Origin of the sequence: Streptomyces antarcticus (assembly GCF_026627255.1) — a bacterium.
Lineage (GTDB): Bacteria > Actinomycetota > Actinomycetes > Streptomycetales > Streptomycetaceae > Streptomyces > Streptomyces antarcticus.
Map to the genome: position 1 here is coordinate 116,434 of NZ_JAPNLM010000022.1, position 21,551 is coordinate 137,984.

The window sequence follows — 21,551 nt, forward strand, 5'->3', positions numbered from 1 at the left end:
GTGCTGCGGGCGGCGCGGGTAGAGCTCACGGCCATGCTCCGTCGCGGCCAGGCGGCGCGCATCTCGCGGGCACCCGGACCGGTGACGGCGGGCCCTCCCGCCCGGGATCGGGGCGGCAGGGCCCGGGCCGGTTAACCCGTCGGTGCACGGGTATGCGCCGCAAAGGGTGCGCGTCGGTTCGCGTCGCGGCGGCCCGCAGAGAAAGGCGTACGGGATGGCCGATCAGGCGGAAACGCGGCAGCACGAGCAGCTCCTGGCCGGGCTCAGGGTCGACACGACCCGTCCCGAACAGCCCGTCCTGCTCGACGGCGCGGGCCTGCCGATACGGACGTGGCGCGAGAACCACCCGTACGACCGTAAGATCCGCCGCGACGAGTACGAGCGCGCCAAGCGGATCCTGCAGATCGAGATGCTCAAACTGCAGAAGTGGGCGAAGGAGACCGGCGCCCGCATCGTGGTGGTCTGCGAGGGCCGGGACGCGGCGGGCAAGGGCGGCACCATCCAGCGGTTCACCGAACGCCTCAACCCGCGAGGTGCCCGGGTCGTCGCCCTCGACAAGCCCACCGAGCGCGAAGCGGGGCAGTGGTACTTCCAGCGCTACGTCGACCACCTGCCGTCCGCCGGCGAGATCGTGTTCTTCGACCGGTCCTGGTACAACCGCGCCGGCGTGGAGAAGGTCATGGGCTTCTGCACGGACGAGGAGTACCAGCTGTTCCTGCGCCAGTGCCCGTCCTTCGAGACGATGCTCGTCGAGGACGGCATCCACCTGGTCAAGTTCTGGTTCTCCGTCTCCCGCGCCGAGCAGCGCACCCGCTTCGCCATCCGCCGCGTGGACCCGGTGCGCCAGTGGAAGCTCTCGCCCACCGACATGGCCTCCCTCGACCTCTGGGACGACTACACGGCGGCCAAGATAGCCATGTTCCGCGCCACCGACACGGCCGACGCCCCATGGACCGTGGTCAAGAGCAACGACAAGCGCCGGGCGCGGCTCCAGGCCATGCGCCACCTGCTCTGGCGACTGGACTACGCCAACAAGGACACCCAGGCGGTAGGCCTCCCGGACCCGCTCATCGTGGGCGCCGCCGACACGCTCCTCGAACCCGGCGAGGAGACCACCGACCTCTCCCCGACCCCGCTGGCCGCCCACTCCTCGGGCCCCGGCGCCCACCCCTGAGGAGCCGTTCCGCCCCCGGTGCCCGGATGGGCGGCGGCGAACACGTCAAACGTGCCGCCTCTGGGCGGCCGTTGGTCCGCCCGCGCCGAGGCGCACGGAAACGGGGATGCGGCGGGGTGGGCGCTGTGCCAGGCTGACGGGCTCGTGGCGGCTCCTGCCGGGGCCGCGGACCGGCCCGTCCCGCACCGGGCAGCACACCACAGGAGCGTCCCGTGATCCCGCCCCGCCTGGCCCCGCTGCTGGAGCAGTTCGACTTCGCGACCGAGCGCCTCCTCGGCCGCATCGCGGGGCCCTCCATGGACAGCGGCGACGGCGCGGAGACGAAGACCGTCCCCATGACGGACGAGGAGTACCTCTGGGAGCCGGTGCCCGACTGCTGGTCGGTCCGCAGACGCGCGGACGGACCGGGGACGCGAGCGACGCTCCTGACCGGCGCCGGTCCCTGGGGACGTGACGCCGCGGCGTACCCGCACCCGTGGCCGCCGCCCTTCACCACACTGGCCTGGCGGCTGAGCCACCTCAGCGAGATGCTGTCGCTCCGCGCCGAGCACACGGTCGGCGCACGCGTGCGGACCCGCGACGACCACGTCGTCAGCGGAGACGCCGCAGGGGCCGTCGCCGCACTCACCGAAGGCGCGGCGGCCTGGCGGAAGGCGCTCGCAGGCGCCGACGACGCCGTGCTCGACACCGTCGGCCACTGCGCGTACCCCCACGGCAGCGACGCGGAGGAACCGTTCCTCGACATCGTCTGGTGGGTCAACCAGGAAGTGCTGCACCACGGAGCCGAGATCGCCCTGCTCCGCGACCTGTACCGGTCACGGCAGGCCTGACCGCCCCGGCCCTCCCGCGGTCCGGGAGGTCAGACGCCCATCGAGGTCAGGCTGTGCGCGATGCTGTTGAGCGTCGCGCCGATGCGCGGGTGGTTGATCTCGAAGCGGGCCAGCGACTGGTTCAGCCCCTCCAGCAGGCCGCCCTCGGCGGAGTGGTCCTCGCGGGCGGCCGCGGCCTCGAGCCGGGTCACCAGGTCGGCCAGATGGGCGCGTTCCCCGGGTGACAGCGACGGGTCCGCCGCCTGCTCGCGCAAGGTGGTGAGGGACGTGCGCAGTTCGTGCGTGGGCATCGGCGGTCCTGTCGTCATCGTTCCGTTGCTCTGACAGAGCCCCGGATACCCCGGTTCCGCCGGGCGAATCCGCCGCGCGCGGCGGCGCCCGGATCCGCCCCCGCCGGCCGCTCCGTCCCGTTCGTACCGTGGAGGCGCAAGCCGACTTCTCCGACCGGCAGGAGGAACGGCTCCGGGGTCCGGCGCCGGCTCGACCACTGGGCGCAGCGGCTGGGCGGCGAACTCCCGCACGCCGCCGTGCACTGGGGGTCCCTGTGGGCGATCCGGGCGGTCATCAAGCTGCCTGGCCCGAAGGTGAGGGGCGGCACAACAGGATAAGTGGGCCCGGGACGCCGGCACAACAGGATAAGTGGGCCCGGGACGCCGGCTCAGCGGGGGAGGGCCGCGATGATCGCCTTGCCCGGGCCGAACCGCGGCTGGGCGACGGTCACGGAGTGGGCGAGGCGCTGGATCAGGGGCCAGCCGAATCCGCCGGTCCGTCCGCTGAGGTCGGGGCTGCGGTCCTGGGGGTGCGCCGGGCTGGGGTCCTCGACGGTCACCTGGATGAGGTGGCGGTCGGCGCGAAGATTCAGCGCGGTGACCGCACCGGCGTGGCGCAGCGCGTTGGTGACCAGCTCGGAGACCAGCAGCAGCACGTTCTGGACGGTCGACTCGGGCGGGGGCGGATTGAGGTCCGCGAGGAAGCCGCACGCGGCGTCGCGCGCCTGCGCCGCGCGAAGCGGCCGGCAAGTGCACTCCAGTGGATGGTCGGTGGGAGCGTTCTCGGCCAGGTTCAGGTTCTGCACGGCGTTCACCCCGTTCTGCGGCGGCCCCTTCCGTGGGCCTTCCCGCGCGACCCCGCGGGAGGGGTCCGGGAGCAGGGGCCCCCGGGGTGTCGTCAGTTGGTGGCGAGCATGCCCTCGCGCAGACGGCTGAGCGTGCGCGTGAGGAGCCGGGAGACCTGCATCTGGGAGATGCCCAGGCGCGCGCCGATCTGGGCCTGCGTCATCTCCTGGCCGAAGCGCATCTGGATGATCAGCTTCTCGCGTCCGGCGAGCTGCTCCAGCAGGGGCGCCAGGCTGTGGAGGTCCTCGAAGAGCTCCATGGCCGGGTCCTCGTCGCCGAGGGTGTCGGCGAGGGCGCGCGGGGCGCTGTCGGAGGACTCGTCCTGATCGTTGTCGAGGGACTGGCTGGAGTGGCCGTTCGCGGCGACCAGCCCTTCGATGACCTCGTCGTCGCTGAGGCCCAGGTGGGTCGCCAGCTCGCGGACCGTCGGCGCGCGGTCCAGGCCGGCGCTGAGCTCCTCCTTGCCGCGGGCCAGCTGGATGCGCAGCTCCTGGAGCCGCCGCGGGACGTGCACCGCCCACGTCGCGTCGCGGAAGTGACGCTTGATCTCCCCGGTGATGTAGGGGAGGGCCAGGGTCGTGAACTCGTTGCCCATGGCCGGGTCGAAGCGGTCGATGGCCTTGATGAGGCCGATCGTTCCGACCTGGATGAGGTCCTCGATGTCGGTGCCGTCGGTGCGGTTGCGGAAGCGGCGCGCGGCGAACTGGACGAGGGACAGGTTCATCTCGATCAGCGTGTTGCGCACGTACTGGCGCTCCGGCGTGCCCTCCTCCAGGGTGGCGAGGCGGAGGAAGAAGACCTTCGACAGGGCGCGGGCGTCAGCCGGGGCGACCTCGCGGGCGTTGTCGATGCGCGGCAGCTGCGCCGGCACCTCGGCCTCTGCCGAAACCTCCTGAGCCGTGGCGGCGGTCTGCTGCGTGGCGACGATGTTCACTGTCCGCTCCCTGACGCGATCTCGACTTCATGACCGGTGGCACTCCCCGGTGCCGCGGCCGGTGTGGCTGCGCAGCAAGAGCATCGCCTGTCCGCACCACACCCGTCAAGCAATACGTGAAAAACTTTTCGTGAGTCGTGTTGCGTGAAAGCTCTTTGGTGTGATGAATCTATCCAAACGGCGCAAAATGACGTCTCTTTGTCGACATGAGTACCTTCCCGGGCAGACGTGGCACGGGATCCGGCGCCCCGAGCGGACCGGGATACCGGCCGAACGGACGAGGAGGATCCCGCCGTCCCTTCCGTAGCCTGGTGCGAGAACGTCAGACCGGGGGCCGAGTACAAGGGGAAACGCATCCATGGGCATCGTCAGCAGTTCCAGGACCCGGCGGCGGACAAGCGTCACCGTGGCGGCCGCCGTCCTGGGCATCCTTGCCGCGGCGGGCGCCCCGGCCCTCGCGGCGACGGACGTCCCCGCCGGCCGGAACCCGGCCCAGCCCCCCGCCGGGCCCCTGGCGAAGGAACCGGCCGGGACCCCGGCGAAGGCTCCTGCCGGGACCCCGGCGAAGGCCCCCGGCGGAAACTTCGCGCAGGCCCCGGCCCCGTACGGGGTCCCGCTCGGCATCTCCCGCCTCGCCGAGGGCGCCGGCCGCTCCATAGCGATCACGATCGACGACGGCCCGGACCCCACCTGGACGCCCCAAGTCCTGCGGGTGCTCAAGGAGAACGACGTCAAGGCGACGTTCTGCATGATCGGAACGAAGGCGCGCGCGTACCCGGACCTGGTCCGCGAGGTCGCGGCTGCCGGACACCGGCTGTGCGACCACTCCGTCGATCACGACGTGACGATGGACCACAAGCCCGTCGCCTACCAGAAGCAGCAGATCCTCGACGCCAAGGACATGATCGAGAAGGCGGCGCCGGGCGTCGCCGTGGACTACTACCGCGCTCCGGGCGGAGCGTTCACGCCGGACAGCCGCGCGATAGCGGCCGCGAGCGGCATGCGGCCGCTCGGGTGGAGCGTGGATCCCAAGGACTGGAGCCGGCCGGGCCTGCCGGCCATCGTGTCCGCGGTGGAGAACGGGTTGCCCCGGCAGCCGACGGTCCTCTTCCACGACGGCGGCGGCGACCGCAGCGAGACGGTCGCCGCGCTGAAGGAGTACCTCCCGTGGCTCACCGCCCACGGGTACACCTTCGCCTTCCCGGACCGGACCACGCCCTGACGTCAGAGCCCGGCGCCCGGCCGTCCCGGCGCCCGGCCGTCCCGGCGTCCGGGCGTCCCGGCGCCGGGACGGAAACGACAGGAGGGCCCGGATCCGTCAGGATCCGGGCCCTCCTGGGCAGTAGCGGGGACAGGATTTGAACCTGCGACCTCTGGGTTATGAGCCCAGCGAGCTACCGAGCTGCTCCACCCCGCGTCGGTGAACACCACCCTACGGTACCGCGCGGCGCCCTACCGCCACCCCCCCGGTCAGGCCGCCGCGGTACGCGGCCCGGCCCCGGCCTCCGCCTCGCGGGCCGCCCGCCGGTTCAGCGCGTCCTCGTCGGTGTGCGCGTCGTACGAGATCAGCTTCGGCAGCAGCGCCGCCAGTACGGCCACCGACGCCACACAGGCCAGCCCGCCGCTCCAGAAGGCCGTCCGCGTGCCCGTCCAGCCCGCCATCGCCCCCGCCCGGACCTGGCCGAGCTGCGGGCCGACGCTGTACGACAGGACCTCGATGCCGGCCAGCCGACCGCGCAGCCCCTCGGGGATCGTCTGGTTCCAGATGGTGCTGCGTCCCAGCCCGCTCAGCATGTCGCCCGCGCCCGCCACCGCCAGGCACAGCAGCACCGGCCAGACCGTCGTGAACCAGCCCGCCGCCGCGACAGCCAGCCCCCACGCCGCGGCCCCGCACACCACCAGCAGCCCGTGCCGCCGTACCCGCGACACCCAGCCGCTCGTCAGACCCAGCACCAGCGAACCCACCGCGCCCGCCGCGTACATCAGGCCCAGCGCCCACACGGCGTCGAGCTCGTCCGCCAGGAACGGCAGGATCGCGTTCGGGAAGGCGAAGAACATCGCCGCCAGGTCGATGGCGTACGTCCCCAGCAGCACCGGACGGCCCCACGCGTAGCGCGCGCCCTCGGCGATCCCGCGCAGCGACGGACGCTCGGCGTCCTTCACGGGCGGCGCCGGGGCCAGCCGCACGCACAGCAGCACCGAGACGAGGAACCCGGTGACGGTGACGGCGTACGCCGAGGCGTAGCCCGCGAAGGCGACGACGAGGCCGGCCAGCGCCGGACCCGCGATCGCGCCGAACTGGTAGCGCAGCCCGTTGAGCGCGGCGGCCGCCGCCAGCTGCTCGTGCGGCACGATCCGCGCCATCAGTGAGTCCAGCGCAGGCCGCTGCAGCCCGGTCAGCGCCGACACACCGGCCGCCACCACGTACAGCGGCCACAGCAGGGGGTCCGGCAGGAGCGCGTTCACCAGCAGCACCAGCGCGAGCACCCCGAGCCCGGCCTCGGTCAGCAGGATCAGCCGCCGCCGGTCCACGGCGTCGGCCAGCGCGCCCCCGTACAGCCCGCAGACCACCAGCGGCACCAGCTCCACTGCGCCCATCGCCCCGACCGCCAGCGGCGAGTCCGTCATGTGCTTGATCTGGAGCGGCAGCGCGATCATCGCCATGAACGAGCCGAAGAAGGTGACCGTGCCCTGGTAGAACAGCAACCGGAAGTCCCGGCCGGAACGCCAGGGTGAGAGGTCGGGCAGTACGGCGGCCCATCGGGAAGTGCTCACGAGGATCCATCGTCAGTGGTCGCGAACACCACGGCAACGCATTTGTCCGCCCCGGACGGGCGAATCCGGCACCGGACGCGTGGCAAGGCCGCCGCACGGTGGCAGCCATGGGTCATGGCACCGGTGTCCGCGTTCCTGCGTACGGCCGCGTCCCACGCCTGGCGTCTGCTGGTCGTCGGCGCCGCCGTCTACGCGGTCTTCGCCGTGCTGGGCCGGTTCCACGAGATCGCCGTCGCGCTCTTCCTCGGCCTGGTCGTCACGGCGCTGCTCGCCGTCCCCGTCCGGTGGATGGAGCGCGTCATGCCCCGGGCGCCGGCGGTCGCCGTCTGCCTGATCGGCAGCGCGGTGCTGCTGCTCGGCGGGCTGGCGCTGGTGGGCGAGGCGGTGGCGGGAGAGAGCACCACGCTGGTGCGGGAGTTCCGCGCGGGCCTCGACAGCATCGAGGCGTGGCTGGAGCGGCCTCCCTTCCGGCTGAACCCGGGCGCGCTGTCGGACGTACAGTCGCGCCTCGGGGAGTACCTCTCCAGTCACCGGTCCACCCTGGTCAGTACGGCGCTCAGCGGCGCCGGGCACCTGGTGGAGGTCCTTGCCGTGGTCGCCCTCGCGCTCTTCTCCGCCGTCCTGTTCCTGCACAGCGGCGACCGCCAGTGCTCGTGGTTCTGCGCGCAGCTGCCCGACGCGTCGCGCGAGCGCGTGGGGGTCGCCGGGCGGGCGGCCTGGCGTACGTTCACCGGTTACACCCACGGGATCGTGCTGATCGCGGCGACGAACGCCGTCCTCGTCGGGGTGGCCCTGTACTTCCTGGGGGTTCCGCTGGCCGTTCCGCTGGCGCTGCTGGAGTTCTTCGCGGCGTTCGTCCCCCTCGTCGGCTCGCCGGTGGCGCTGGCGGTCGCCGCCGTCGTCGCACTCGCCGCTAAGGGACCGGTCACCGCGGCCGTGGTGGTCGCCCTGATCGTGGTCATCGGCCAGATCGAGGGGCACCTGCTGCATCCGCTGGTGATGAGCTGGGCGGTCCGGCTGCACCCCCTGGTGGTGGCGGTCTCGGTGATCGCCGGAGCCATCGCCGCGGGAGTGGTGGGCGCGGTCGTCGCGGTTCCGCTGGTCTCGGTGACCTGGTCGGTGTACACGGCCCTGCGCGACGCCCGCCTCGGCGCGGCCGCGGCTCCCTGACGGGCGCGTCGACCTGCGGCCCGGGTCACCGGCGGTACCCGTCACCCGCGGTTCCCGTCACCGGCGGTTCCCGTCACCCGAGGTTCGGGCCACCCGGGGCCCGGGCTACCCGCGGTTCGCGGCGGTCCGGGCGAGTTCGTCGTCGAGTGCCACGGCGGCCGTGATCAGCGCGAGGTGGGTGAAGGCCTGGGGGAAGTTGCCGAGCTGCTCGCCCGTGGGGCCGATCTCCTCGGCGAACAGCCCGATGTGGTTCGCGTAGGTGAGCATCTTGTCGAAGGCGTAGCGGGCCTGCTCGATCCGCCCCGCCCGGGCGAGGGCGTAGACGTACAGGAAGCTGCACAGGGAGAACGTGCCCTCCGCCCCCTGGAGGCCGTCGGGCGAGGCGGCCGGGTCGTAGCGGTAGACGAGGCTGTCGGAGACGAGCTCGCCCTCCATCGCGTCGAGCGTGGAGAGCCACCGCGGGTCGCGCGGGGCGATGAAGCCGACCAGGGGCATCAGCAGCAGCGAGGCGTCCAGGACGTCGCTGTCGTAGTGCTGGACGAACGCCCGCCGTTCCGCGCTCCAGCCGCGGGTCATGATCTGCTCGAGCAGGGCGTCGCGCGCCGCGGTCCACCGGGCCAGGTCCGCGGGGCGGGCGTTGGCCGTGGCCTGGCGGATGCCGCGGTCGAAGGCGACCCAGCACATGAGGCGGCTGTAGGTGAAGTCCTTCCGGCCGCCGCGGGTCTCCCAGATGCCCTCGTCGGGGCGGTCCCAGTTCTCGCACAGCCAGTCCAGCACCTCCGCGCAGCGCTTCCAGGCGTCGTAGCCGATGATGTCGGCGACCTGCCCGGACTGAGCGAGGGCGTAGACGGCCTCGCCGTAGATGTCCAGCTGGAGCTGGCCGGCGGCGCCGTTGCCCGCGCGCACCGGGGCGGAGGCGCGCCATCCCTCGAGGTGGTCGAGGACCTCCTCGTGCAGGTACGGGTCCCCGTCGACGCGGTACATGATCTGAAGGGGCTCACCGTTGGGCGCGCGGCCCTCCTGGAGGCGGTGCCCGAGCCAGTCGCGGAAGGCGTTCGCCTCCTGCGTGAACCCGAGGTCCCGCATGGCGCGCACCGAGAGGGAGGCGTCGCGGACCCAGGTGTAGCGGTAGTCCCAGTTGCGCTCCCCGCCCTCCTGTTCGGGCAGGCCCGTGGTGGCGGCGGCGATCGGGGCGCCGGTGGGGGCGTACGTGAGGAGCTTGAGGGTGATCGCGGACCGGTTGACCATCTCCTGCCACCGGCCCCGGTAGCGGCAGCGTTCGATCCAGTCGTGCCAGAAGCGGCGCGCGCCGGTGAACTGCTCCACCATGTCGGCCATGGTCACCGGCGGCGGGGCCGCGCCGCCGGCGTCGCAGACCGTCAGCACCACGGCCGCGTGCTCACCCGCCTCCAGAGCGACGCGGGCGCGCACGTCCCGGCCGTCGGCCTCCAGCGACAGGGCGCCGACCGCTTGGAGGTGCGCGGTGATGCCGGGCCCCTCGAAGCGCGCGGTGGCCCCGTCCGAGGCCAGGGCGTGCGGGAGCCGTCCGTAGTCGAAGCGGGGGCGGCACTCGAGCGTGAAGCGCACCGCCCCCCGGACGACCCGCATGAAGCGCACGATCTGGTGCCGGTCGGTGACGGTGTGGGGGTCGTGCACCGGCATGAAGTCCACGACCTCGCCGACGCCCTCGGGCGTGAGGAAACGAGTGATGAGGATGCCGGTGTCGGCCAGGTAGAGCTGACGCGTGGTGACGGCGGGCGGGCCGAACGCGTCACCGGGGCCGGAGGCGCCGTCCGCCGCGCCGCCGGCGCGGCCGGGGGCGTCCGCGGTGATGGCGAAGTACCCGCCGCGGTCGTGGTCGAGGAGGCCCGCGAAGACGCTGGGCGAGTCGAAGCGCGGTGAGCAGAACCAGTCGAGCACTCCCTCGGAGGAGACCAGCGCGCAGGTCTGGAGGTCACCGATCAGGCCGTGCTCGGCAATGGGCGGGTAGCGGCGCATCGGCTCTCCGGGGCTGTCGGGGGCGGCCCGGCCCGGCCGGGCAGCGGCGGACGGGGGCCGGCCCGCCGGGGGACGCCGTCGGAGTCGCTCCGGGGCCTTCGGACCGGCCACCGCGAACGCCGCGGGGACCGGCGGACCGGACGGGCGTGAAGGGGAGCGTCCGCCCGACGGCGTCACTCGCGGCGGGCGGTCGCGACGCCGCCGGGGTCCCGCCTCCCGCCGCCGGGGTCCCGCCTCCGCCGCGGTCTGGCGTGCGGCGCCCGGGACGGCGGTGGCGCGGCCACCGCATACGTCAGACGGTGCGGTCCTGGCGGGCGCTGCCGGTGCACAGGGCCCAGATGACGAAGAGGCCGATGGCGATCGAGACGATGGCCCAGATCGGCGTGTAGGGCAGCCACATGAAGTTCAGGACCACGCTGATGCCGGCCAGGACCACGCCCGTCGCGCGGGCCCAGAGGGCTCCCTTGAAGAGTCCGGCGCCGACGACGATCAGGATGATGCCGAGGATCAGGTGGATCCAGCCCCACGCCGTCACGTCGAACTTGAAGGTGTAGTTGCCCACGCGGGTGTATACGTCGTCCTCGGCGATGCCGGAGATCCCCTTGATCACGCCGAGTACGCCGTCCACGAGGAGCAGGACGGCGGCGAACACGGTGCCGCCGGCAGCCCAGGGGCTTCCGGTGTCGTGGGACCGGTTCGAGGCGGGGCTGGAGGGCTGGGGTGTCGTCTGGTGGGCCACGGGATGCTCCTTGACCTGAGGGAACGCCGCTTCAGGCGCGACTCCAGCATTCGCCGTGACCCGGGGGAGGGACACCGGAGCGCGGCCGTTCGGGTGAACCCGTTCGCACGGAAGGCGGTGTCTCCTCCCCGCCCGCCGGTGTGGGGGAGGCGCGTCCTCGCCGATCCGGTCCCGGGTCCTCGGCCAGGACGACGGTGCCGCCGAGGGAGAGGGTACCGACGATGCCGGGGGAGCCGAGGACGAGACCGGACACGGCGGGCAGCGCGGCGAGGTACACGTCGTCCTCGCTGAGCGGCACCAGCTCGGCGGCGGCCCGCGCCTGGTAGGCGAAGTCGTCGTGGGTGCGCGGAACGGGCAGGGGCTCTGGGGCGGCAGTGCCGGAGAGGAGGAAGAACGCCACCTGGCCGGCGTTCCGCGCGAGCGCCCGGTCGGGCGGGGAGCCGACGGAGCCCGGCGGGAAGCAGTGACAGCCCGAGGTGTCGGTCGTGAAGCCGCCGTACGGGGACGCGGCACCCGGAGCGTCGAGGGGCAACACCCGCCGCACGAAGGGCGCTTCGGCGGCGACGCCCGCGGTCTGGGCGCGCTGGGTGCCCGAAAGGCCTCCGTGCGGCGGGTGCCGGGCCGGCACCCGGCGCACGGAGGCCCGCGCGGCGTTCCCGACCCCGCGGCACGCACGCGCTAGTACCGCAGTGCCGTGCCGGTCTCCGCCGTGACCGTGCCGGACAGCTTGTGCGTGCTGCGGGCGGTGCCCTGCCCCGTCGCGTTCCCGGGCACGTCCGACACCGTCACCACGACCGTGTCCAGGAGGTTCCCGCTCTCGTCCTTCAAGTTCACCTGCACCGCGAACGACTTCGCCGACCCGTCGGTGTTCTTCACGGACACGGGCACCGTAGTGAAGCCCTCCCCGTCGGCCGCGGGCGCGCCCAAGGTCACCTCCGCCTTCGCGTCCACCCCGTCCTTGACCTCCCCGAGCTTGTCCCTCGCCACGGCGGCGGCGGACGCCGCCGCGTCCGACGCCCCGGACGCGGCGGAGGAGACCGCCGCCCCCGCCGACTCCACCGCCGAAGCTGCCTTCGAGGCCGCCGTGCCGGGATCACCGTCCCCCGAGCAGCCCGCCGTACCCAGCGCCAGTGCCGCCGCGACCACCACACCGGCCGCGCCACGCATCCACACGATCGCCATCACGCCTCCAAAGTTGTCCGTCCCGTCAAGTCAAGGCTCTGACCGCCCGGACACGGGGTATCACCCGGCTCTCCATCCGGGTGACGGCAGCCTCCGGCGCCCGCGCGGGAGCCGCCGTCGGCGGGACGCTCACCCGCGTGGGGGAGGCGTGTCCGCCAGGTCCGCCTCCGGGGCGACGGCAGGACAGCCGGGCTCGAAGAGGCTGTGGTGCGTGACCACGACCAGCTCACCACACCAGAACACGCCTCCCCACGACACCGGGCTCGGCCTCGCCCCATCGGCGCACCAGGCCGAGGGCGGTGTTGACCTTCGTGTGACCGGATCGGGCGGCCCCCGCCCGCATGCCGCCGGCGGGGGCGGCGCGGCCGCCGGGCGCCGGGGTGTGCCGGGGGCCCCGCCGGCCTTCTCGGGGGGACCCGCCCAGGGGTTAGTCTGTGCGGGTGGAGGCGGCTGACCGGCGAGAAGACGAGGGACCCCGTGCCGGGCGGCCGGGCACGGGCGACGCACGGCTGATGGCCGTCGCCCGCCACCTGCGCCACATCAACGGCGAGATGAACGGGCAGATCCACCGCTTCGCCGGGGAACAGGGCCTGCACGCCACGGACATCCAGGCCCTGGCCGCCATCCTCGACGCCCCGTCCCCGCTGACCGCCGGTCGGCTCGGGCAGCACCTCGGGATCACCTCGGGCTCCGTCACCGCCTGCCTCGACCGCCTGGAGAAGGCGGGGCACGTCCGGCGCGTCCGGGACTCGGCCGACCGCCGCGTCGTGCACCTCTACTACGAGCCCACGGCCCGCAAGGTCGCGGCCGATCATTTCCGCGTCCTGGCCCGGGCCACGGAACGCGCCCTGGAACGCGTCGGCGAGGATGACGCGGCCGCCGCGCTGAGGTTCCTCGCCCTCCTCGGCGAGGAGTTCTCCGCAGGCGGATCGAGCGGATCGAGTGGATCAGGCGGATCGGGCGGGCCCGGCGGATCCGCCGGAGCCTGAGCCCGGGGTCCCGCCCGCGCCTGACGGCGTACGGGCGGGGCCGGCTCCGCGGACTCAGTCCGTACCCGCCGCCGCGGGCTTCCGCTCCGGGGCCGGGTCGGCGGGCCGGCTGAGGCGTCCGGGCCACCAGGCCCGGGGGCCGATGTCCAGCACCAGCGCGGGCACGAGGAGCGAGCGGACGAGCAGGGTGTCCATCAGTACCCCGAACGCGACGATGAACGCGATCTGTACGAGGAAGGCGAGCGGGATCACGCCGAGGGCGGCGAAGGTCGCCGCGAGCACCACCCCCGCCGAGGTGATCACCCCGCCGGTGGCCGTCAGCCCGCGCGTCACCCCCTCGCGGACGCCGTGCCGCAACGACTCCTCGCGGACCCGCGACATCAGGAAGATGTTGTAGTCGACGCCCAGCGCCACCAGGAAGACGAACCCGTACAGCGGGACCGAGGAGTCGGTACCCGTGAAGCCGAAGACGTACCGGAAGACCAGGGCCGACACCCCCAGCGTGGCGAAGAAGTTCAGGGCGACCGTGGCGACCAGCAGCAGGGGCATCACCAGCGAGCGCAGCAGCCCGATCAGGATCACCAGGATGACGGCCAAGACCACCGGGACGATGAGCGCGCGGTCCCGTTCGGCGGTCCGCTGCGTGTCGTAGGCCTGCGCGGTGTAGCCGCCCACGAGGGCGCCGGCGTCCGGCACCGCGTGCACGGCCTGGCGCAGCCGCGCCACCGTCGCCTTCGCCGCCTCGGTGTCCGGCGGATCCTCCAGCGTGGCGTCGACGCGGACCCGCCCGTCCGCGATCACCGGCGACTGCGGCCTCCCCGGCTCGGCCACCACCGAGGCCGAGGCCACTCCATCGGTCTCCTCGACCGCCCGGCGGACCTCCGGCAGCCGGTCGGCGTCGGCGATCACCACGGCGGGATTCCCCGAACCGCCCGGGAAGTGCCGGCTCAACTCGCGCTGTCCGGCGACGGACGGAGCCTCGTTCACGAAGATCTCGTCGAGCGGCACGCCCCCGGAGTTGAGGGTCGGCGCGAAGGCCGAGCAGGCCAGCAGGCCCACGAGGACGACGGACCAGACCTTGCGCGGGGCGCGGTCGACGAGCGCGGCGGTCCGTTCCCAGATCCCCCGCCCGCCGTTCTCCCGCCCGCCGTTCTCCCGCCGGACGCGCGCGGGCCAGTACGCCCGGCGGCCCAGCAGCACCAGGGCGCAGGGAAGGAAGGTGAGCGCGCTCAGCACCGCGCACACGATCCCGATCGCACCGACCGGGCCGAGCGCCCGGTTGTTGGTCAAGTCGCTGAGGAACAGGGCGAGCAGGCCCAGCGCGACCGTGCCCGCACTGGCCACGATCGGCCCGGCCGACCGGCGCAGGGCGTCGCGCATCGCCGTGAAGCGGTCGTCCTCGTGCTGGAGTTCCTCGCGGAAGCGCGCCGTCAGCAACAGGGCGTAGTCCGTGGCCGCGCCGATCACCAGGATCGAGAGGATCCCCTGGACCTGGCCGTCCACGCGCACCAGCCCCCGGTCCGCCAGCGCGTAGACGACGGCGCACGCCGTGCCCAGCGCGAACACCGCCCCGATGATGATCAGTACGGGAAGCAGCACGCTGCGGTAGACGAGCAGCAGGATGACGAGGACGGTGAGCAGCGCCACGCCGAGCAGCAGGCCGTCGATGCCGGCGAAGGCGTCCGACAGATCGGCCTGCGTGGCGGCGGGGCCCGTCAGCTGGACCGTCGTCCCGCCGACCACGGAGGCGGCGGCACGGATCTCGCCCAGCGCCGACGGCAGTTCGTCGCCCAGGTCGGGGCGCAGCTGGAGCACGGCCCGCAACGCCCTGCCGTCCTCGGACGCGGCGACGGGGGACGGCGGCCCCGCGAAAGCGGGCCCGCCGTCGAGCCGGGCGAGGGCCGTGGTCGCGGCCTGCTCCTGTTCGGGAGTGACGGACGCGCCGCCGTCGCGGGTCCAGACCACGACGGCGGGAAGGGTCTCCTGCTGCCGGAAGGCGGCCTGGGCCCGGACGACCTTCGTGGACTCGGCGCTCCGGGGGAGGAAGGCGGCCTGGTCGTTGGTGGCGACCTCACCGAGCTTGCCGGCGTACGGGCCCAGCGTGCCGCCGATACCGAGCCACGCCACGAGGAGGAGGGCGGGCACGAGCCATCGGGCCAGTCGGGGAGAGGGGGACATGATGCTCCTGGGGCAGGGGTCTCTCGATAGCCACTTATCTTGATGGTCAAGATATACGGCTGTGAGGACAGCCCCTCACCGGGCACGCCCACCGACGCGGTCTGCGCCGTCGCCCCGCGGCCTCTCCCCGGGCAGGCGGGCGGACGGGCGCGACCTCGCCGCGAGCGAGGTGATCCGGCGCGGGCGTTGTGCGGGGTGGCCGGGCGGTCCGGACGTGAACAGGGGGGTCAAGCGCGGACGTTGAGCAGGGTCAGCGGGCTCGAGCTGGGCCGGGGGGAGCCGGCCTCGGGTTCGAGGGTCAGGCCGACGGCCAGGGCCTGACCGGTGTCGCCGCGCAGCAGTACCGCGCCGTCGTGTCGCATCGAGCCCGCCGGACGCATGGTGCCGTGGTCGTCGAACCACAGCTGGTAGACCTTCCCGGCAGGTGCGGGAGGCAGGCCCGAGGCCACGAACACGGACCTGTTCAGCAGCGCCGACGTCACCACGGAGACGGTCGCGCCCCCGCGGGTGCGCCCGTACACGGTCCGCGCGTCGGGCGCGGTCATGACGGCGGACAGTTCCCGCACCTGCCAGTCGGAGAGCAGCGCCCGGGGCCGCGCCTGCGCGATCCGCTGGTGCTGCCACACGGCGGCGGAACCAAAGGCGGCCGCGGCGACACAGGCCGCCAGGACCACGGGCCCCGCCCTGCGGATCAGGAGCGCGAACGGTCCGACGGCACGCTCGGGGCGCGTGGGCGGGGGCGACTGGCGGACGGAGCCGATGCCGCACAGGACCGCCCGCCGCACGGACGTGGGCGGGGACAGGCCCACCGCTGACGCGAGAGCGGCCGACGTCGCCCTGAAACCGGCCACCTCCAGCGCGCACGCCGGGCACCGCTCCAGGTGGGAGGCGAAGGCGCGGCGCTCCTCACCGCCGAGCGCGTCGAGGGCGTAGGCACCCGCGAGGGCGTGCGGATCTTCTTCGTGTTTCATCTGGTCACCCCATGCGGTCGTGCGGCGGGACGGGTCCGCCGCACAGGTCGGGTCTCCTGCCTGCCGGGAGCGGGCCCGCTCCGTCGCAAAGCCCGCGTCCGCCCCGGCGCCGTCGACGGACAGGGCGGCAGCGCCGTGGCCGGTCCACGGGGTGACTGGCGCTCGACCCGGCATCGGGACCGACCCCCTTGGTGCTGCGGCGGCCGGCCGTGGACCCGTCCGTCGCCTGAACGGTGTTCGGAACGGCGGCCGATGAGGATTGGCCTTGCGCACGGCTGCGCCCGTACGGCCGAACGCCCGGCCTGAACGACCGGCTGAACGTATGGGCGGCCGCGGTGCGAGCAGGTGCCCGCCCCGGAGGGCGTCCGTCTGCGGCGCCCCCTGCCGGTGCGTCGCGACGTCAAGGAAGCGGCCGATCTTCATCTCATCGAAGGTGGGACCAATCCGCCGGACGTGGTGGCGCGAATGCAGGGTGTGAGCAACTTCCGCACGACCTTCATCCGCGGCCTCAAGGGCGCCGCGGCCGGCCTGCTGGCCGGTTACACCGCCCTGGCGGTCGCCGAACTCGTCGCCTCCCTGGCGCGGCCGGAGGCCGGACCGGTGACCGTCGTCGGCGGCGCGGCCATCGACCGGACGCCGGCCGCGGTGAAGGACTTCGCGATCCGCACCTTCGGCGAGAGCGACAAGCTCGTCCTCCAGCTCGGCATCCTGGCGACCCTCGGCCTCCTCGCCGTCGCGCTGGGCCTGCTCTCCCTGCGGTACCGGCGCACCGGCGCCGCCGGTGTGCTCCTGTTCGGCGTCATCGGCGCGGCGGCCGCGCTGACCCGGCCCGACACCCAGGGCCCCGTGGACGCCCTGCCCTCCCTCGTCGGCGCGCTCGCGGGCGCGGCGATCCTCTACCTCCTGGCCGGCAGGATCGTCTCCGTCGCCGGACCGGAGCCCTTGGCCGGACCGGACACCGCCGCCGGACCGGAGCCCGTGGCCGGAGGGCGCCAAGGGCGCTGGTCGCGGCGGGGGTTCCTTGCCGCGGCCTCGGTCACCGCCGTCGCCGCCACCGGCCTGGGGGCTCTGGGTCGTACGCTCTCCGGCCGTCGCGGCCAGGGCGCCGTGGCATCCAGGGAAGGGCTGAAGCTTCCCGCACCGGCGTCGCCGGCCCCCGCCCTGCCGGCCGGAGTCCAGCTGAAGGCCCAGGGCATCAGCTCCTTCACCACGCCGAACAAGGACTTCTACCGCGTCGACACCGCCCTGGTCGTCCCCAAGGTCGACGCCGACACCTGGCGGCTGCGCATCCACGGCAAGGGAGTCGCCCGGCCGCGCACCTACACCCTCCAGGACCTGCTCGAACGTCCCCTGATCGAGCGCGACATCACCCTGACCTGCGTGTCCAACGAGGTCGGCGGCCCCTACATCGGCCACGCCCGCTGGCTCGGCGTCCGCCTGGCCGACCTGCTGCGCGAGTGCGGCGTCAAGCCGCCCTCGAAGGGCGGCCCCGCCGACCAGCTCGTCGCCCGCTCCGTCGACGGGATGGCGCTCGGCTCCCCGGTCGAGGACGTCATGGACGGCCGCGACGCGATCCTCGCCGTCGGCATGAACGGCGAACCGCTCCCCTTCGACCACGGCTTCCCCGTACGGATGCTCGTCCCCGGCCTCTACGGGTACGTGTCGGCCTGCAAGTGGATCAAGGACCTGGAGCTCACCACCTTCGACGCCTACGACGCCTACTGGGTCAAGCGCAAGTGGGCCCGCAAGGCGCCGATCAAGACGCAGGCCCGCATCGACACCCCCAAGCCCTTCGCCCGCCCGGCCGCAGGCGCCGTTGTCGTCGCCGGCGTGGCGTGGGCCCAGCACCGCGGCATCGACCGCGTCGAGGTACGGATCGACGACGGGCCCTGGCAGGACGCGGACCTCGCGCCGCAGGCCGGCATCGACACCTGGCGCCAGTGGTCCTTCCCCTGGAAGGCCGCGGCCGGCGGCCACACCCTCACCGTCCGGGCCACCGACGGCACCGGCGCCGTGCAGACCGAGGAGCGCGCCCGGACCGTCCCCGACGGGGCCAGCGGCTGGCACAGCGTCTTCGTCACCGCCGGATAGCCCCCGAAGCCGCCGGCCCCCGAAGCCGCCGGCCCCCGACGGGCCGGTCCGCTGACGGGCCGGCCCCCTCAGATCAGACCAGACCACACCCCCTTCAGAAGAATCACCCATGCCCCAGGAGAGGTTCACCATGTCCAACACCCTGCGCATCCGCCGTACCGCGCTCGCCGTCGCCGCGGCGGTCGTTCTGCCGTTCTCGCTCGCGGCCTGCTCGGAGTCGGGCAAGGACGCCGCCGCCGGCTCCACCGCCGACAAGAGCTCCGACTCCGCCGCCTCAGAGGCGGCCACCCCGGCCGCGCCGGCCGCGGACGGGCCGTTCGGCTCGGCCTGTGCGGGCGTTCCGGCGGAGGGTGCGGGTTCGTTCGACGGGATGGCGAAGGACCCGGTGGCGACGGCCGCCTCCAACAACCCGGCCCTGTCGACGCTGGTCACCGCGGTCAAGCAGGCCGGCCTGGTGGACACCCTCAACAACGCCAAGGACATCACGGTGTTCGCGCCGACCAACGACGCCTTCGCGAAGATCCCGAAGGCCGACCTGGACAAGGTCCTCGCCGACAAGGCCACCCTGACGAAGATCCTCACCTACCACGTCGTGGGCGAGAAGCTGACGCCGCAGCAGCTGGAGAACGGCTCCTTCGACACCCTGGAGAAGACCAAGGTGACCACCGCCGGCTCCGGCGAGGCGTACAAGGTCAACGGCACGTCCAGTGTCGTCTGCGGCAACGTCAAGACCGCCAACGCCAACGTCTACATCGTCGACACCGTCCTGATGCCCAAGTAACACCACCCGGTGCCCGCTGCGGCACACGCCCGCGGGCCGGGACTCCCGTCGGAGTCCCGGCCCGCGGACGTGCGCTCACGGCTAGCCCTGGTTCAGCGGCAGCGCGATGTCCGTGACCTGCTGCCGGGCCGGGAACGTACCGCGCCCGGTCGCCTTGCCGTTCAGCACGTTGATCTCGTACAGGCCGTACGAGCCGCCGGCGCCGATGGTGGCGAAGCCCCTGTTCACGCCGGTCTTGACGGAGTAGTAGATGTCGAAGCCGGCGTTCGGCGCGGCGTTGACGCCGAGGTTGCCGGTGGGCGCGAGGGTGCCCGCGTTGGCCGGGGACTGCAGCGAGATCCGGTCTGCCGCGGTGTCCAGGTCGAACAGGGTCGTGGCCGTAGCGGCGTTCAGGTCGTTGTTCGTGTACGCGGCTCCGGTGACGCCCGTCGCGGTGGACGGCGGCATGGTCGGGTTGGTCAGGGTGCCGTCGACGGTGGTGCCGAGCGGGGCCGCGGCGTCGTCGATGTTGTGGCGCAGGTTCTGCCCGGTGTCGGAGATGACCCGCAACCGGTTCGCGGCCGGATTGAAGTCGACGCCGAACTGCGCCCCCGACAGGGCGACGGTGAGCTGGGAGACCTTCACGGCCTTGGCGTTGGTGGTGCTGAGGGTGTAGACGCCGCCCCGGTCGCCGACGCCGTACAGCCGCTCGTTCTGGACGCGGAAGTCGATGCCCACCAGCTTGGTGTCGCCCCGCAGGCCGGATACCTTGCCGATCGAGAAGGTCTTGGACGGACTGTCGACGTCGAACTCCACCAGCCGCTGGTCAGCCGTCAGACCGACGGCCCGCAGGTCCGCGTGCGCCATGGCCGGCGCGGCCTCGCGGGTGCTTCCGGTGTCGGCCGTCGCGAGGGCCGGGGCCGCGCAGACGGCGGCGAGGACGGCGGAGACGGCGATGACAGTGCTGCGAGTAAGCATGTTCACCTTTCGGAGACGTGCGTACCCCCGCCCGGAACCGGGCGAGGTCTCACAGGCTTCGGAGCGGGCCCGCCCCCGGATGTGGACCGCCGCCCGAGTCCACTCCAACGGCCCAGCGGGCGGCGCCGCCCCGCTGCCGGTCTACGCGGTGCCGGCGGAGCAGTCGGCCGCGGCCGGCCCGCCGGAGCCGCCGGTTCCGCCCGAGCGTCCCAAGGTCTCTTCGTTCAGCGAGAAGGAGAGTACGAGTCCGGCCCCCCCGGCGTGCGCCCCGGTGAGTTCGACCCCCGCCGGGAGGTCGTCGAGGCGGACGGTGCGGGGTGCGAGCCGGTCGGTGAAAGCGGAGGCGCCCGGCAGCGAGGACACCCGGTCCACCGGTATGTCCCGGCCGAAGACCCCGATGGTGGCGGGCGTGACGGTGAGACTGTCGGCCGTGGTCGACAGGGTCGTCCTGACGGTGACGGGCAGGCCCAGGTCCCCGGCGGACCCGGAGAGGACGAGGTTCTTCCCGTCCGACCCCACGGTCATCCCGGCGGCCGCGTCCCCGCCGCCGCTCCCTTCGCCGCCTCCGCCGCCTCCGCCGAGACGATTCTGTAGTCCGCTGTAGGGCACGGTGGCCTCGGCGGTGCCGCCCGCGCCCGCGCCGTCCCGGGTCACGTCCTCCAAGACGGCCTCGACGTCCATCTCCGTGCCCTGCCGCCGGACTCCCTCGGCCTTGACGCGAACGGTACCGACGCTCCCGGTCAGGGCGCGCAACCCGGCGAAGGAGCTGTCCAGTTCCGCGGTGACCGGCCCCCTCGCGTGGAGGCGGCAGCTCGCGGCCGACACGACGCGCTCCTCGACCCGGCTCCGGACCACGAGGTCCGTGGCGGTGGCGGCGACCGTCGCCGCGACGAGGCAGGCGGCGGTGATGACCAACGTCTTGCGGCGGGGCTTCACAGTGCGGGAGTTCCGTTCCGGGCGAGGATGGCGAAGGCCTTGGGCAGGAGCGGGGCCGCGTCTGCGGCGGTGCCGGCCTCACGGCGGGCCCGCTGGGTGCGCAGCACGGCGCGGGCGGCCGAGAGCGCGGAGCATGCGACCACCATGGCGTACAGGTCGGCGTCGGGCATGTCGTCGGGGAGCCGCCGCAGCACCAGGAGGCTGAGCCGGTCCTCGAACTCGGCGAACGCCTGCGTCAGCCGGGTCCTGATCAGGCCCTGGCTCTCGGTGCCCGCCAGCGAGTGGGTCAGTCCCGTCAGGGTGCTCTGCGCGTACGGGACCGCGGCCTCCGTCAGGGCTTGGCACACCGCCTCGAGGGGGTCCTCGTCCAGCGGTCGTACGGTCAGCGCCGCCTCGACGAACGCGAACAGCTCCGCGCTGTCCGGCAGCAGCAGGGACTCCTTGCTCTCGAAGTAGCGGAAGAACGTGCGCTCCGACACGTTCGCCGCCGCCGCGATGTCGGTGACCGTGGTGCCTGCGAAGCCGCGCTCGGCGAAGAGGGCGGCCGCGCACGCACGCAGGGCGCGACGGGTCTGCTCCTTCTTGCGTTCCCGCAGGCCAGGCAGGGGGTTCTCGGGTGCCATGGCGTACACCCTCACCCATGACGGCAGACGTGTCAATTGGCACCACTGCCACTTGTGACCCAGTGTCCCTTGGCGGTCCTGCCACTTCCCCGGAGTCGCCGTGTCCGC

20 protein-coding genes and 1 tRNA gene are annotated in these 21,551 nt (G+C 73.3%); 7 read left to right on the plus strand and 14 right to left on the minus strand.

Going from position 1 to position 21,551, the window contains the following annotated elements; all coding sequences use genetic code 11:
* Nucleotides 1–214 precede the first annotated feature (214 nt).
* Nucleotides 215–1,174 carry a polyphosphate kinase 2 gene (gene ppk2 / locus OTB16_RS28495; protein WP_267723668.1) on the plus strand — a complete coding sequence of 320 codons (960 nt, stop codon included), beginning with the start codon at nucleotides 215–217 and terminating at the stop codon, nucleotides 1,172–1,174.
* Nucleotides 1,175–1,386: 212 nt separating this feature from the next.
* The gene (locus OTB16_RS28500) at nucleotides 1,387–2,004 is read left to right on the plus strand and encodes a DinB family protein (protein WP_267723669.1); all 618 of its coding nucleotides are present in this window, start codon (nucleotides 1,387–1,389) and stop codon (nucleotides 2,002–2,004) included.
* Nucleotides 2,005–2,033: 29 nt separating this feature from the next.
* Here the strand turns inward: OTB16_RS28500 and OTB16_RS28505 are convergent, their stop codons facing one another.
* The 3 genes from OTB16_RS28505 to OTB16_RS28515 all read right to left on the minus strand — a co-directional run bounded on the left by OTB16_RS28505 (nucleotide 2,034) and on the right by OTB16_RS28515 (nucleotide 4,053).
* A complete protein-coding gene (locus OTB16_RS28505; RefSeq protein ID WP_267723670.1) occupies nucleotides 2,034–2,294 on the minus strand; it encodes a DUF4404 family protein in 261 nt (86 codons plus the stop codon).
* 368 nt (nucleotides 2,295–2,662) lie between these two features.
* Complete coding sequence (locus tag OTB16_RS28510) at nucleotides 2,663–3,070, minus strand: ATP-binding protein (protein ID WP_267723700.1); 408 nt, start codon at nucleotides 3,068–3,070, stop codon at nucleotides 2,663–2,665.
* A 101-nt stretch (nucleotides 3,071–3,171) separates the two neighbouring features.
* Entirely contained in the window at nucleotides 3,172–4,053 is an 882-nt protein-coding gene (locus tag OTB16_RS28515; protein WP_267723671.1) for a SigB/SigF/SigG family RNA polymerase sigma factor, read from the minus strand.
* Between the two features lie 358 nt (nucleotides 4,054–4,411).
* Here OTB16_RS28515 and OTB16_RS28520 point away from each other — a divergent pair, with 358 nt between their 5' ends.
* Nucleotides 4,412–5,275 (plus strand): polysaccharide deacetylase family protein, encoded by an 864-nt coding sequence (locus OTB16_RS28520; protein WP_267723672.1) that lies wholly within the window; start codon nucleotides 4,412–4,414, stop codon nucleotides 5,273–5,275.
* Nucleotides 5,276–5,396: 121 nt separating this feature from the next.
* On the opposite strand, the gene OTB16_RS28525 is transcribed toward OTB16_RS28520, so the two are convergent.
* Both OTB16_RS28525 and OTB16_RS28530 read right to left on the minus strand, forming a co-directional pair.
* Nucleotides 5,397–5,470: transfer RNA gene (locus tag OTB16_RS28525), tRNA-Met, on the minus strand.
* A gap of 53 nt (nucleotides 5,471–5,523) precedes the next feature.
* Entirely contained in the window at nucleotides 5,524–6,828 is a 1,305-nt protein-coding gene (locus OTB16_RS28530; protein WP_420717815.1) for an MFS transporter, read from the minus strand.
* A gap of 114 nt (nucleotides 6,829–6,942) precedes the next feature.
* Here OTB16_RS28530 and OTB16_RS28535 point away from each other — a divergent pair, with 114 nt between their 5' ends.
* The gene (locus OTB16_RS28535; protein ID WP_267723673.1) at nucleotides 6,943–7,998 is read left to right on the plus strand and encodes an AI-2E family transporter; all 1,056 of its coding nucleotides are present in this window, start codon (nucleotides 6,943–6,945) and stop codon (nucleotides 7,996–7,998) included.
* A gap of 105 nt (nucleotides 7,999–8,103) precedes the next feature.
* On the opposite strand, the gene OTB16_RS28540 is transcribed toward OTB16_RS28535, so the two are convergent.
* The 4 genes from OTB16_RS28540 to OTB16_RS28555 form a co-directional block, all read right to left on the minus strand.
* Nucleotides 8,104–9,996, minus strand: a complete 1,893-nt coding sequence (locus OTB16_RS28540) for a glycoside hydrolase family 15 protein (RefSeq protein WP_267723674.1) — start codon at nucleotides 9,994–9,996, stop codon at nucleotides 8,104–8,106.
* A gap of 292 nt (nucleotides 9,997–10,288) precedes the next feature.
* Nucleotides 10,289–10,735 carry a DUF7144 family membrane protein gene (locus OTB16_RS28545; RefSeq protein WP_267723675.1) on the minus strand — a complete coding sequence of 149 codons (447 nt, stop codon included), beginning with the start codon at nucleotides 10,733–10,735 and terminating at the stop codon, nucleotides 10,289–10,291.
* Between the two features lie 31 nt (nucleotides 10,736–10,766).
* On the minus strand, nucleotides 10,767–11,363 hold the full coding sequence (locus OTB16_RS28550; protein WP_267723676.1) for a (2,3-dihydroxybenzoyl)adenylate synthase: 597 nt from the start codon (nucleotides 11,361–11,363) through the stop codon (nucleotides 10,767–10,769).
* Between the two features lie 50 nt (nucleotides 11,364–11,413).
* Entirely contained in the window at nucleotides 11,414–11,917 is a 504-nt protein-coding gene (locus tag OTB16_RS28555; protein WP_267723677.1) for a hypothetical protein, read from the minus strand.
* A 512-nt stretch (nucleotides 11,918–12,429) separates the two neighbouring features.
* Between OTB16_RS28555 and OTB16_RS28560 the strand changes: the two genes are divergently transcribed.
* Complete coding sequence (locus OTB16_RS28560; protein WP_267723678.1) at nucleotides 12,430–12,906, plus strand: MarR family winged helix-turn-helix transcriptional regulator; 477 nt, start codon at nucleotides 12,430–12,432, stop codon at nucleotides 12,904–12,906.
* 54 nt (nucleotides 12,907–12,960) lie between these two features.
* Here the strand turns inward: OTB16_RS28560 and OTB16_RS28565 are convergent, their stop codons facing one another.
* Nucleotides 12,961–15,084, minus strand: coding sequence for an MMPL family transporter (locus OTB16_RS28565; protein WP_267723679.1), 2,124 nt, complete (start codon nucleotides 15,082–15,084; stop codon nucleotides 12,961–12,963).
* A gap of 227 nt (nucleotides 15,085–15,311) precedes the next feature.
* Complete coding sequence (locus OTB16_RS28570) at nucleotides 15,312–16,055, minus strand: anti-sigma factor (protein WP_267723680.1); 744 nt, start codon at nucleotides 16,053–16,055, stop codon at nucleotides 15,312–15,314.
* 465 nt (nucleotides 16,056–16,520) lie between these two features.
* On the opposite strand from OTB16_RS28570, the gene OTB16_RS28575 reads away from it, so the two are divergent.
* Both OTB16_RS28575 and OTB16_RS28580 read left to right on the plus strand, forming a co-directional pair.
* Nucleotides 16,521–18,146, plus strand: coding sequence for a molybdopterin-dependent oxidoreductase (locus tag OTB16_RS28575; RefSeq protein WP_267723681.1), 1,626 nt, complete (start codon nucleotides 16,521–16,523; stop codon nucleotides 18,144–18,146).
* A 109-nt stretch (nucleotides 18,147–18,255) separates the two neighbouring features.
* Nucleotides 18,256–18,927 carry a fasciclin domain-containing protein gene (locus OTB16_RS28580; protein ID WP_267723682.1) on the plus strand — a complete coding sequence of 224 codons (672 nt, stop codon included), beginning with the start codon at nucleotides 18,256–18,258 and terminating at the stop codon, nucleotides 18,925–18,927.
* 81 nt (nucleotides 18,928–19,008) lie between these two features.
* On the opposite strand, the gene OTB16_RS28585 is transcribed toward OTB16_RS28580, so the two are convergent.
* The 3 genes from OTB16_RS28585 to OTB16_RS28595 form a co-directional block, all read right to left on the minus strand.
* The gene (locus OTB16_RS28585) at nucleotides 19,009–19,884 is read right to left on the minus strand and encodes a DUF4394 domain-containing protein (RefSeq protein WP_267723683.1); all 876 of its coding nucleotides are present in this window, start codon (nucleotides 19,882–19,884) and stop codon (nucleotides 19,009–19,011) included.
* A gap of 141 nt (nucleotides 19,885–20,025) precedes the next feature.
* On the minus strand, nucleotides 20,026–20,820 hold the full coding sequence (locus OTB16_RS28590) for an LmeA family phospholipid-binding protein (RefSeq protein ID WP_267723684.1): 795 nt from the start codon (nucleotides 20,818–20,820) through the stop codon (nucleotides 20,026–20,028).
* Complete coding sequence (locus tag OTB16_RS28595) at nucleotides 20,817–21,443, minus strand: TetR/AcrR family transcriptional regulator (RefSeq protein WP_267723685.1); 627 nt, start codon at nucleotides 21,441–21,443, stop codon at nucleotides 20,817–20,819. Before OTB16_RS28595 ends, OTB16_RS28590 begins: the two co-directional genes overlap by 4 nt.
* Nucleotides 21,444–21,551: the final 108 nt, after the last annotated feature.